This is a genomic window from Neobacillus drentensis, from assembly GCF_036962125.1.
Taxonomy (GTDB): Bacteria; Bacillota; Bacilli; order Bacillales; family Cytobacillaceae; genus Neobacillus; species Neobacillus drentensis_B.
Map to the genome: position 1 here is coordinate 411,912 of NZ_JBALOA010000014.1, position 11,836 is coordinate 423,747.

Annotated in this window: 11 protein-coding genes; 7 read left to right on the forward strand and 4 right to left on the reverse strand. The window is 37.5% G+C overall.

The window, feature by feature from the left end; all coding sequences use genetic code 11:
* Positions 1-21 precede the first annotated feature (21 nt).
* Positions 22-174: a hypothetical protein gene (locus tag V7121_RS13860; protein ID WP_335500419.1), complete on the reverse strand. Its 153-nt coding sequence runs from the start codon at positions 172-174 to the stop codon at positions 22-24.
* 118 nt (positions 175-292) lie between these two features.
* Here V7121_RS13860 and V7121_RS13865 point away from each other — a divergent pair, with 118 nt between their 5' ends.
* Together V7121_RS13865 and V7121_RS13870 are read left to right on the forward strand one after the other, a co-directional pair.
* Positions 293-526: a DUF2249 domain-containing protein gene (locus V7121_RS13865; protein WP_335500418.1), complete on the forward strand. Its 234-nt coding sequence runs from the start codon at positions 293-295 to the stop codon at positions 524-526.
* Positions 527-724: 198 nt separating this feature from the next.
* Positions 725-2,227 carry a carboxypeptidase M32 gene (locus V7121_RS13870; RefSeq protein WP_335500415.1) on the forward strand — a complete coding sequence of 501 codons (1,503 nt, stop codon included), beginning with the start codon at positions 725-727 and terminating at the stop codon, positions 2,225-2,227.
* 49 nt (positions 2,228-2,276) lie between these two features.
* Here the strand turns inward: V7121_RS13870 and V7121_RS13875 are convergent, their stop codons facing one another.
* The 3 genes from V7121_RS13875 to V7121_RS13885 are packed head-to-tail and all read right to left on the reverse strand — an operon-like array spanning position 2,277 to position 4,592.
* Positions 2,277-3,944, reverse strand: coding sequence for a b(o/a)3-type cytochrome-c oxidase subunit 1 (locus tag V7121_RS13875; protein WP_335500413.1), 1,668 nt, complete (start codon positions 3,942-3,944; stop codon positions 2,277-2,279).
* The gene (locus V7121_RS13880) at positions 3,944-4,420 is read right to left on the reverse strand and encodes a cytochrome c oxidase subunit II (protein ID WP_335500411.1); all 477 of its coding nucleotides are present in this window, start codon (positions 4,418-4,420) and stop codon (positions 3,944-3,946) included. Before V7121_RS13880 ends, V7121_RS13875 begins: the two co-directional genes overlap by 1 nt.
* Positions 4,421-4,442: 22 nt before the next feature.
* Positions 4,443-4,592, reverse strand: a complete 150-nt coding sequence (locus V7121_RS13885; RefSeq protein WP_335500409.1) for a cytochrome c oxidase subunit 2A — start codon at positions 4,590-4,592, stop codon at positions 4,443-4,445.
* Positions 4,593-5,280: 688 nt separating this feature from the next.
* On the opposite strand from V7121_RS13885, the gene V7121_RS13890 reads away from it, so the two are divergent.
* From V7121_RS13890 to V7121_RS13910, 5 genes are all read left to right on the forward strand, one after another.
* Complete coding sequence (locus V7121_RS13890; RefSeq protein WP_335546849.1) at positions 5,281-6,369, forward strand: type III polyketide synthase; 1,089 nt, start codon at positions 5,281-5,283, stop codon at positions 6,367-6,369.
* Complete coding sequence (locus V7121_RS13895) at positions 6,369-6,938, forward strand: isoprenylcysteine carboxyl methyltransferase family protein (RefSeq protein ID WP_335500405.1); 570 nt, start codon at positions 6,369-6,371, stop codon at positions 6,936-6,938. Before V7121_RS13890 ends, V7121_RS13895 begins: the two co-directional genes overlap by 1 nt.
* A gap of 29 nt (positions 6,939-6,967) precedes the next feature.
* Entirely contained in the window at positions 6,968-7,126 is a 159-nt protein-coding gene (locus V7121_RS13900; protein WP_335546850.1) for a hypothetical protein, read from the forward strand.
* A gap of 156 nt (positions 7,127-7,282) precedes the next feature.
* Positions 7,283-10,945, forward strand: coding sequence for a dynamin family protein (locus V7121_RS13905; RefSeq protein ID WP_335546852.1), 3,663 nt, complete (start codon positions 7,283-7,285; stop codon positions 10,943-10,945).
* A 29-nt stretch (positions 10,946-10,974) separates the two neighbouring features.
* A complete protein-coding gene (locus V7121_RS13910; protein ID WP_335500399.1) occupies positions 10,975-11,802 on the forward strand; it encodes a sulfurtransferase in 828 nt (275 codons plus the stop codon).
* The last annotated feature ends 34 nt before the right edge of the window (positions 11,803-11,836 follow it).

Genomic DNA, 11,836 nt, shown 5'->3' on the forward strand with positions numbered 1-11,836 from the left:
ATAGAAAAAAATCCGCAAAGGTCAGCTTTGCGGTTTTTCGTTTTTCACTTTCAAACTTTCATGGCATTCAAAACAATAAAGCTCTTTTTCCTCAGTATGGACACCATTAAAAAAGCCATCCAAACAATAGATTTCTTTACAGCAGCACTTGCACTTTCCGATTAACTCGTTCATTTCTGCATACCCCCAGTATTAATAAAATCATGTAGTTGGTGTGATACCACGCACTAATATTTCCACTAAGATTTCTTATAATATAAGAGAAGTTAACAAACTAATAGGAGTGATAATAATGCAAACCTACGCAAAAGTTATCAATGTACCAGATTTTCCACCACGTGAAAAACATCCAACCATTTTTAATGGTTTTGACGGATTAGAATCTGGCGAGACCATGATGATAGTTAATGATCATGATCCAAAACCACTTTTATATCAGTTCATGATGGAGAGACCTGAGCAATTTTCCTGGGAGTACCTTGAAGAAGGTCCTGAAACATGGAAAGTGGCGATTTCTAAAAAGTAAACCATATGTCTTGGTCACGAAACTATCGCTACAAGTTGACAATGTTTTAAATTTACAGGAGTCAAACTCACTTCCCCATAAATATATTTTACAACAGAAGTCATTTCTGTTGTTTTTTTATTCCCTGTTGACAGTCAATTTACCTATTTTTCTGAATAATATGCTAAAATTTAGTGGGAATAAAAAGGGGGGAACGGAATGAGTAAGGTATTATTAGAAAAAGAATTTTTGGATTATGTAAAAAAAATGTCTGCCTATAATGAAGCACTTGGGCTAATTTATTGGGATCTTCGGACGGGGGCCCCAAAGCAAGGGGTCGAACAACGGTCTGAGGTAATTGGAATGTTATCGTCAGAAGTATTTAAAATGTCTACCTCTGAAGAGATGGCCGCATATATCGCAAATTTAACAAAACAGCCACTCTCCAATAAAACTGAGAAAATTCTTGAAGAATGCAAAAAAGGTTATGAACGAAATAAAAAGATACCTGCTGAAGAATATAAAGAGTTTGTCATTCTACAATCAAAGGCAGAAAGTGTGTGGGAAGAAGCGAAAGAAAGTTCTAATTTTGCCATGTTTAGTCCATACTTAGAAAAGTTAGTGGAAATAACAAAAAAGTTTGTCAGCTATTGGGGATATGAAGGAAATAAGTATGATGTTTTATTAGATATATACGAGCCTGGGGTAACGGTAAAAGTACTAGATCAAGTTTTTGGAGAACTAAGAGAAAAAATTGTCCCTTTGGTCAAACAAATTTCAGAATCTCCACACAAACCTAAAACAGACTTTCTGTTCAAAAAATTTCCTAAGGAAAATCAACGGGAATTGAGTTTAAAAATCCTCGGGAAAATGGGTTATAATTTCAGCGCTGGCAGATTGGACGAGACAGTTCATCCTTTCGCTACTGGATTAAATCCTGGCGATGTCCGTGTCACAACAAATTATAATGAAAACGACTTCCGGACCGCAGTTTTTGGAACGATTCATGAGGGCGGTCATGCTTTATATGAACAAAATATTTCAAAAGAACTAATTGGTACACCGCTTTGCTCTGGGACCTCCATGGGGATACATGAATCACAATCTCTTTTTTATGAGAATATCTTAGGAAGAAGTTTTTCATTTTGGAATAATAATTATCAGCTTTTGAAGGAGCATGCAAGTGGGCAGTTTGACCAAATAGGAATGGAAGAATTCTATCGAGCCATCAATGAATCAAAACCTTCTTTGATAAGAATTGAAGCGGATGAACTGACCTATCCACTCCATATTATCATCCGCTATGAAATTGAAAAAGGGCTATTTAATGATGAAATTGATGTGAAAGATTTACCGAAGATCTGGAATGATAAATACGAAGAGTATTTAGGCATTCGACCTGATAATGATGCACAGGGTGTATTACAGGATGTCCATTGGGCTGGTGGAAGCTTTGGGTATTTTCCATCATATGCATTGGGGTACATGTATGCAGCACAATTTAAGCATAAAATGATTGAAGCTCTTCCGAATTTTGATCAGTTAGTCGAAGAGGGAAATCTATTGCCGATTAAGGAATGGCTGACAGAAAATATCCATCAATATGGAAAAATGAAAAAGCCGCTTGAAATCTTACAAGATGTTACCGGTGAAGGACTAAACCCCAATTATTTAATTACTTATCTGTATGAGAAGTTTGGCAAGGTCTACAGGTTAAATTAAAGAAGAAACTTAAAAAGGCTCCAATCGTGGTGATTGAAGCCTTTTCTTATTACCATTTACTCCAAGTCTGAAATCCCTTTGATCCTGGAGGTGCGTTTTGAATGATATCGATAAACGGAATCGTGTAGGCGAAAAGGATTAAAGCAGCTGCAATTCCAAGCCATAATTTCCAGTTTTCGAAGACCATTGGTGCTTTTTCTTCAAGATTTTCTGCTACAGCAACAGGGAATTCCTCTTCCCCTTTAGGAGCAAAGAAAGCCAAATTGATAAAAATAATCAGCACTAGAATAATTCCTAAGAAGAGAATAGTCCCGCCAACTGCTTGAGCGATTTGATATGGAATCCATTCTGCAGCCTGTTTGGCTCCGCCATAGGTAGAAAAAGCCGAACGTCTTGGTCCGCCAAGCAGACCCTGGAAGTGCATGGCCCCAGACATAAAGGCCATTCCAATGAACCATACCCATGCTTGGATAATCCCTAATTTATTCATAGTCTTAGTTAATTTACGGCCAGTTAAATGTGGCACTAACCAATAAGAAATACCAAAGAATGTTAACACAACTGATGTTGCGGCTGTTAAATGGAAGTGACCTGTAACCCAAATGGTATTATGTACCACTTGGTCCATTTGGTTGGATGCATTGATGATCCCGCCTGCTCCTGCAGGGATAAATGAAGCCATACCGATAAATGGAACAGTAAAGCGGGCATCACCCCATGGCAGTACTTTAAACCAGCCAAAAAGGCCAGTTGCTCCTTTTGATCGGCCATATCTCTCAAAGGTAGCGAATAGAGAGAAGGCAGTCATTAATGATGGAATAATAACCATAAATGTTAAGATAACTTGTAAGAACTTCCAAGCAGGGTCAATCCCTGGTTCTGTTAATTGGTGGTGAAAACCAACCGGAATTGAAAATAACAGGAATAAAATAAATGATAAACGAGCTAATGAATCTGAGAAGATTTTACCACCGATAATTTTCGGAATAATTGCATACCAACACATATAGGCTGGTAACAACCAGAAATAAACAAGTGGATGCCCAAAATACCAGAATAAAGTCCGACTTACTAAAACATCAACTGTATCAACTAACCCTAGTGACCAAGGGAGTAATTGGAATAATACGGTAGCAGCTACTCCAAGTGTAGCAATAATCCACATGACAGTATTAATTACGGCCATAAAGCTTAATAACGGACTAGGTTGGCCAGGATTATTTTTCCGCCATTTTGCATAAGTCATGATTTGAGCGGCACCATCAATCCAGCTTCCGACAATTACAAAGGTTAAACCTAAGTAAAAAATCCAATGAGCTTTAAGTGGTGCATAAAAAGTATAAAGGACCGATGCTTCCTTTAGTAAAACCATAGTTGCAGCCATTAAGGTTCCCACTAGCATAATCCAAAAGCCGATCCAGCCAGTCCGGCGGGCAGCATTTGAATGGCCTCCAGTTGTTCTGCTTACGGCAGCATACTGAAATCCCATAATAAAAAATGTGGTCAAAACTAATCCCATTAACACACCATGGACAGTTAAGATTTGGTAATAATCAATACCCCATGGCAGTTCCCATTTACCTGAACGGACTAGGGTTTGTAAGAGCCCCATTAAACCACCAAGTGCTAGAGCAGAGAAGGCAACAAAAAAGTGTGCCATTGAGAGCTTTGCATCACGTGGGTCAACTTTTACTTTTCCTGCTGTAGAGTTAGCCATTATTTTACCACCTCAATCTTCGAACTCATTAAATGGTGACCAGCACCACAATATTCATTACAAACAATTAAATATTCGCCTTCCTTGTCAAAGGTTGTCGTATATTCGCTTACATAGCCAGGCTCAAGCATCATATTAATATTTGTTCCAGCGACTTCAAAGCCGTGAACAACGTCTTTTGTCGTGGCTATAACTTTGACCTTCGCTCCAAGTGGAACTTCCACTTTTACTGGATTGTAGGAGAAAGCTGATGCAACATAGACTAATTCATAGTCCCAATCTTTACCTTCAACCTTATGTAATCCTGGCTTATCAAATGGTTTAGTTTGATCGACCTTATCGACATTAATGGTAGTTAAACAACTTGGCGGTTTGTTACCAAGGTAGAATGCGCTTACTCCCACAGTTGTTAAAAATACGACCAGAGCACCTATTCCGAAAGCCAGCCAAATCTTCTCAAACTTATGCATATGCATAATTTTTTACCCCCCTCAATCATTAAAAACGTTCAACGAATAGATAATAAACACTTACCCAAGTGACAACAATAAAAGCTCCTAATAAGAAAACGGATGCCAATGTCCCTTTAAGAGAAGAGCTGTCTTCTAATTCTGTTTTTTGATTTGTTTTAAGTTCCGCTTTTGCCATCCCCCTGCACTCCCTTTCGAGTAATGTAAAATAATTATTAGTTCTCTTTCATAATACAAAACAATTGTGAAGAAAAAATAACAAATTTCATAGTTCACAAATTGTTCATTCCTTAGATATCTACTATGTTAATATTATAAAATTGATGTAACAGTGATTTATATCACATGCGCACAGGGGTAATTGTGACTAAAATGTGAACTATCACACTTTCCCTGTGATAAAAGTAATTGAATAATACTTCACAAGAAATAAAGGCAACATTTTTGGGGAAGTGTCACACTTTTAGAGTCTGAAAAATATGATAGTAATAAATCGTATTTTCCTTCAGAAAAGAGTGTGTTTTTGTGGAAAAATATTATTGTGAACGGTGCCGTCTTCTGTATAACAATGTGGAAATTTGTAAAATCTGCGGAAATTTAGTTAGTAATAAAATAAAGATTGAAGTTCAAAAACAACCTGATAAAAAATAGTTCTGCAGTGCGTAATTGGAAATCATTAGTTAATGAACGAAATAAGTTTCCATTATATAATTTAAGAGCACAGCAACAACCTTCAAAACGTTTGCTTCCCTTATGAGAGACTCGGATTCTCTCAAAAAGGGGAGCTTTTTTTGTCTTCAGACATTCTTGAATAATTTCCATTTATATGTAAAAAATAACCTTACCTAGCTTGAAGGAGAAAAAACATGCCTACAATTATTTCAGTTGCCGAGGTAACGCCCCCATTTGAAGTGAACCAAAATCAAGCCATGGAGTTTGCACGTGAGATCTTTTCGAATTCATTCAAGGATATTGAAAGACTTTTACGTGCTTTCCAAAATGGACAAATTGAAAAAAGGCATTTCGTAAAAGATCTTGATTGGTTTAAAGAGGATAAAACCTTTGAAGAAAAAAATACGGCATATATTGAGTCAGCCGTGGAGCTTGGAAAAGAAGCAATCGTGAAGTGTTTACATAATAATGATTTTTTAACAAAAGATATTTCCTATCAAGAAATTGACTGTATTTTCTTCATTTCAACTACAGGACTCGCCACACCTAGTATCGAGGCGAGAATCATGAACTTACTTCCGTTTCAACCTCATACAAAGCGAGTGCCAATCTGGGGCCTTGGCTGTGCTGGAGGTGCAGTCGGTCTATCAAGGGCATATGAATATTGCCTTGCCTTTCCAAAAGCAAAGGTTCTGGTTCTTTCTGTAGAGCTTTGCAGTTTAACGTTTCAGCGCAATGATCTTTCGAAAAGCAATCTCATTGGTACCTCCCTGTTTGCTGATGGTATTGCTTGTGCATTGGTGTGTGGTGATGAATCAAATATAAATGATTACAGAAAAAAGAAAACTTCACCATCCATCATTGCAACCCAGTCAACTCTTATGCCGGACTCTTTAGATGTAATGGGGTGGGAAATAAAGATTAATGGCCTTTATGTGGTATTTTCTCGAGATATCCCGAACATAATCGAAAATTGGTTGAAGCCAAATGTAAGTGAGTTTTTAAAAGAAAATCATTTGGGTCTTGAGACAATTGATTATTTTATTGCCCATCCTGGTGGAAAAAAGGTAATTGATGCGTATGTAAAATCATTAGACATTTCTGTATCTATGACAGATATTTCCCTTGAGGTGTTAAGGCAGTTTGGCAATATGTCTTCAGCGACAATATTTTTTGTACTTAAGCGGTTTATGGAGAAAGATATTCCTCACGGTGCATTGGGGCTCGGAACCGCACTAGGACCGGGTTTTAGTTCAGAACTGCTTTTAATGAGGTGGATGTAATGAATGGATTTAGCCTTTTCCAAATAATTATCAGTTTAATTATTCTTCAAAGGCTCATTGAGCTTGGAATCGCAAACCGCAATGAGAAATGGATGAGGCAGCAGGGGGCTATCGAATTTGGAGTAAAACATTATCGTTTTATGGTGCTGTTACATGTATTGTTTTTTTTAAGTCTTCTTGCTGAAAAAGTTTATTGGAATAAAGGACTTTCACAAAACTGGCCTCTGCTCTTATCAGCGTTCCTATTGGCTCAGCTGATTAGGGTTTGGGTGATTTCAACTCTTGGCAGGTATTGGAACACAAAAATCATTGTCTTAAGAGATGCGCAGGTGATTAAAAAAGGTCCCTACCGCTATATTAAGCATCCGAATTATTTTGTAGTTGCTATTGAACTGCTTGTGATTCCATTATTGTTTAACTTATATATTACAGCTTGTTTATTTACCATCCTTAATGCAGTCATCTTGATGATCCGCATTCCGGAGGAAGAAAAAGCGCTTAAGGAACTTACTGAATATGAGTGTCGATTTCAGGATTGTAATCGTTTTCTTCCCAGACTTGTTAAATAAGTGTGACAATTAGTAAAGAGCTATTGAAAATGATTATCACCTATGCTAAACTTTGGTTATCGATGAAAATCATTCTCAGCGAGAGTTTGATAAGGAAGGTGTTACATTTGACTTTTGCTCTAGTTGGCGGAACGGTTATTATTTATGCATTTGTCATGAAGCACGTTTTAAAGAACGTTACACATTAAAAATTCTATAAACTTTTTGGGGCCAGGGTTGTTAACCTTGGCTTTTTTGTCGTTTTAGGAAAAAATTTGTTTTAGGCAAATGAGGTGTCAAGATAGGAAAAGTTTGAATTATCGTATAAAATAAAAAATATTACAAAGTTGTTAAGGGGAATATTGATGGTGAAAACAACGAGCCAAGAAAATGACATCCAGAAATTAAAAACGAAAATTGTTAGGTTATATGATTATTTAATTGACCAAGCGGATTTAGTTCATGCAAAGAAAATTAAACAATTAGCTAAAAAGCTGGATAACAGAGAATTTCTAATAGCCTTTTGCGGGCATTTTTCTGCCGGTAAATCGACGATGATTAACCAGCTTGTTGGTGAAAAATTACTTCCATCGAGCCCAATTCCGACCAGTGCAAACCTGGTGAAGGTTAAAACAGGTGAAGATTATGCTAAAGTATTTTTCAAAAATGATACACCTCGTATGTATTTAGCGCCTTACGATTATGAACTAGTAAAGAATTATTGTAAGGACGGGGACCAAATCGAAGAAATTGAAATAAGTCACAGTGATACGGGGCTGCCCGATCATACCGTCATAATGGATACTCCGGGGATTGACTCGGCTGATGATGCCCACAGGATTGCAACAGAATCAGCCATCCATCTTGCTGATTTGATTCTCTATGTTATGGATTATAACCATGTCCAAGCAGAGTTAAATTTTTTATTTACCAGGGAACTAACCGAAGCTGGGAAGGAAGTATACTTAGTCATTAACCAAATTGATAAACACAATGAGGAGGAGTTAAGTTTTCAGGAGTTTCAAAACAGCGTGCTCACCTCGTTTGCCTCATGGGGAGTTAAGCCAGCAAGGATTTTTTATACTTCATTGAAACATGAAACTCATCCCTTAAATGAATTTAACCTTCTTCAAGGGTTTATTACTGAAAAATTGGCCGCAAAGGACCAATTATTACTTCCATCTATTAATCATTCATTAGAGAAAATTACACTAGACCATATTAATCAAAGACGGAAGGCCGATCAGGAAGAGTTAGCTCCATTCTTTGCAATTCTAGATGAATTATCTGAGGAAGAGAGAAGTAATTTGGCCGATACTTCAAACGAGGTAGAACATAACCTCCTAACATTAAAAGAAGGCCCAGCTAGAACGGAAAAGGAATTTGAACATCAATTGACGCAGCTGCTTAAAAACGCTTACCTGATGCCATTTCAAACAAGGGAATTAGCTGAGCGTTATTTGGAAGCATGTCAGCCGGAATTCAAAATTGGATTTTTATTCTCTAAACAAAAAACTAGTGATGAGAAAAAGGCTAGGTTGGAACGATTTCAACTGGATATCCTTGATAAAACAAAGTCTCAGCTCGAATGGCATATTCGCGAACTGCTGCTTCTAACATTAAAAGAAACTGGACTGGACGTTGGTGAGCTACATGGCTTGGCTCAATCTTATTCCATCGAAGTACCGACGAGTCTATTAACGGAGACGGTAAAGTCTGGGGCACGGATCTCCGGAGAATATGTATTACATTATACCGAAGATGTTGCCAATGAAATAAAAAAAATCGCGAGACATGAACTAACTATTTTTAAAGAAGAGTTCTTAAAATCATTAAAGGAAAGAACAGCGAAATTAATTTCACAAAATGAACAAGAACTAAACCGAACTGATCGATATGTAAACGCCCTTTCCATCTTAAAAAAATACGAGGATAAAGCTAATCAGTTAGAAACTCGGATTGAAAAGCTTTTATCAACAGATGAACTATTGCCAGAAGATAGTTACCATCTCTTTGAACAGGAAGATGAAGAATATGTAGTTATCAAATCCCAGCCTAATCCAAGTCACAGACCTAATCCCAGCTTTAAATCAAAGCATAATAAGGGTGATGTACTTTACATGAAGGCGACCGAGGCAGCTTCTTCGAATGACCATTTAGTTCAAACTGTTGAACGACTATATCAAACTTCCAATTTAATTAAAGATATTCCTGGGTTCCAAAAGCTTTCAATGGAACTAGCAGAAAAAGCAGACAGACTGGGTAGCAAAGGGTTTACCGTAGCATTATTTGGAGCATTCAGTGCGGGCAAATCTTCCTTTGCAAATGCACTGATGGGTGAAAAGGTTCTTCCTGTATCACCAAATCCAACCACGGCGGCAATTAATAAAATTAAACCAGTAACGGCTGCTCATCCGCATGGTACTGTGCTGGTCAAATTTAAGGAAGCGTCAGCCATGCTCGAAGATGTGAATCGTTCATTGAAAGTATTTGAACGACAAGCTCATGATTTTGATGGGGCAACTAAGAAAATTGACCAAATCTTGCTTCAAGAAGAGCATGTAGGCGGGGTTTTAGAAAAGACTCATTTTGGTTTTTTGCAGGCATTCCAAAAAGGCTACCCGTCCTTTGGAAATTCACTAGGAACTGTTCTCAAAACGGATGTACATGAATTTAGCGAGTTTGTTGCAATGGAGGAAAAATCCTGCTACGTCGAATGGATTGAGCTTTACTATGATTGCGAATTAACTCGTAAAGGCATCACACTTGTTGATACTCCGGGAGCGGATTCTATTAATGCCCGACACACAGGTGTGGCATTTGATTATATTAAAAACTCAGATGCATGTTTTTTTGTTACTTATTACAACCATGCTTTTTCAAAAGCAGACCGAGAGTTTCTAATTCAGCTTGGGCGTGTCAAGGAATCCTTTCAAATGGATAAAATGTTCTTTATTATCAATGCGATTGACTTAGCTGAAAGTGAGGAAGAGAAGGAATCCGTAATTTATTACGTTCAGGAGCAGCTAAGTAAATATGGAATTAGAAATCCTCATCTATTTCCCGTATCAAGCTTGCTTGCTTTAATGGAAAAAAAGGATGCTCATCTAGAAACTGAATCAGGTATGAAGCAGTTTGAACAGGCATTCTATCAATTCATTACTAATGAATTAACCGAGATGACCATTTCGGCGGCAGAAAAGGAAATGAATCGTGTTCAAGAATTTATTGCGAATCTTATTCAGAGTTCTCAGGAAGACCAATCGGTAAAAGAAGCGAAACGTGAGAATATTGCCAACCAACAAGAATTAATCCGCACATTATTGAAAAAACAAACTGTTGAAAATTTACAAAGGCGTTTGCATCAAGAGGCGGATGAGCTTGTTTATTACATTAAGCAAAGGGTATTCTTGCGCTTCGGAGATTTCTTTAGGGAATCCTTTAACCCGAGTGCACTTAGGGATGACGGTCGTAATTTGAAAAAGGTTCTCCAAGGTGCTTTAGATGAATTTCTTGAAAGCCTCGGATTTGATTTTGCTCAAGAAATGAGAGCTACCACCGTACGGATTGAGCGCTTTACAGAAAAACAATTTGCTGATTTCCAAGCAGGTCTTATCCGTCATTTACAAGAAATCAATCCAGACCTCTCTTTTTCACCATTTGAAGTCGAGCATACCGATGCTATTGAATTTCCAATCGCCTTTAACGATGTAAATAAACAGTTATTTACTAAAGCGATGTCGTATTTTAAAAATCCAAAATCCTTCTTTGAAAAAAATGAAAAGAAATTCATGAGTGACGAACTTTATCAGGTACTTAATACCCCTGCAGATAAGTATTTAGCGCAAGAGGCCAAACGTTTAAACGCTCATTATAACGAAGAAATGGCAAAGGAATTCGATCGGCTCTTAGAACTTATGACCGAACAAGTTAGTGATTTTTATTTGAGTTACCTATCGGCTTTAGACGGTGGAATCTCGATTGAATTTCTAACGGATATTCAAAATAAGTTGTTCACATTACAATAATGAAATATTAAAATCGAGGAGGAAGCGGCGTGAAATATGTTAAAGATCAGAAATGGTTATTGGAATGCTTAAACGATCATCATGTCAGGATTGTTGATTGCCGATTCTCATTAAGTGAACCAGAAAAAGGGAACTTGGAATATTTACAAGGTCATCTTCCCGGAGCTGTTTTCTTTGATTTAGAAAAAGATCTATCGAGGCCGAAACAATTCCATGGCGGCCGGCATCCAATGCCGGTCCTAGAGGAATTCCTCGCTAAGCTTGGAAACGCAGGGATTGATGAAAAAACAGTAATCGTTGCTTATGACCATGGTGAAGGTGCTTTTGCTGCACGTTTTTGGTGGCTGTTGCAATACCTTGGTCATGAACATGTTTATGTACTTGATGGAGGATTTAAAGCTTGGTCAGAAGCAAATTACCCGATAACAGTGGAAGTTCCTACCTTTGAAAAAGCCGAATTCCATTATAATATTCAGTCAGAATTATTGGCTACGATCGATGATGTAAAAGGAGTGGCCGAAAATAGGCCAGGTGGCATAATTCTCATCGATTCACGGGAAGAAAAACGGTTTCTAGGGATAGAAGAACCAATCGATAGTAAAGCGGGGCATATTCCTGGGGCAATTAATAAGCCGTGGATGGAAGGATTAAAGGGAAACCGCTATAAGCCTGCTTCGGATCAAAAACAAAGATTTATTAATATTGAACCAGGAAAAGAAATTATTGTATATTGTGGATCAGGTGTTACTGCTGCTCCTAATTTCTTGGCTTTAAAAGAAGCTGGTTTTGAGAGGGTCAAGCTTTACGTCGGAAGCTTTAGTGATTGGATCTCCTATGAGGATAATAAAATAGAATAATGTTTGAGGGCAATTTATGTTATAATGGAAAACG

Bases quoted from the DNA above. Each gene is read 5' to 3' on its own strand.
- V7121_RS13890 (WP_335546849.1), top strand. From the start codon at position 5,281: ATGCCTACAATTATTTCAGTTGCCGAGGTAACGCCCCCATTTGAAGTG.
- V7121_RS13895 (WP_335500405.1), top strand. From the start codon at position 6,369: ATGAATGGATTTAGCCTTTTCCAAATAATTATCAGTTTAATTATTCTT.
- V7121_RS13865 (WP_335500418.1), top strand. From the start codon at position 293: ATGCAAACCTACGCAAAAGTTATCAATGTACCAGATTTTCCACCACGT.
- V7121_RS13875 (WP_335500413.1), bottom strand. From the start codon at position 3,944: ATGGCTAACTCTACAGCAGGAAAAGTAAAAGTTGACCCACGTGATGCA.
- V7121_RS13880 (WP_335500411.1), bottom strand. From the start codon at position 4,420: ATGCATATGCATAAGTTTGAGAAGATTTGGCTGGCTTTCGGAATAGGT.
- V7121_RS13870 (WP_335500415.1), top strand. From the start codon at position 725: ATGAGTAAGGTATTATTAGAAAAAGAATTTTTGGATTATGTAAAAAAA.
- V7121_RS13860 (WP_335500419.1), bottom strand. From the start codon at position 174: ATGAACGAGTTAATCGGAAAGTGCAAGTGCTGCTGTAAAGAAATCTAT.
- V7121_RS13900 (WP_335546850.1), top strand. From the start codon at position 6,968: ATGATTATCACCTATGCTAAACTTTGGTTATCGATGAAAATCATTCTC.
- V7121_RS13885 (WP_335500409.1), bottom strand. From the start codon at position 4,592: ATGGCAAAAGCGGAACTTAAAACAAATCAAAAAACAGAATTAGAAGAC.
- V7121_RS13905 (WP_335546852.1), top strand. From the start codon at position 7,283: ATGGTGAAAACAACGAGCCAAGAAAATGACATCCAGAAATTAAAAACG.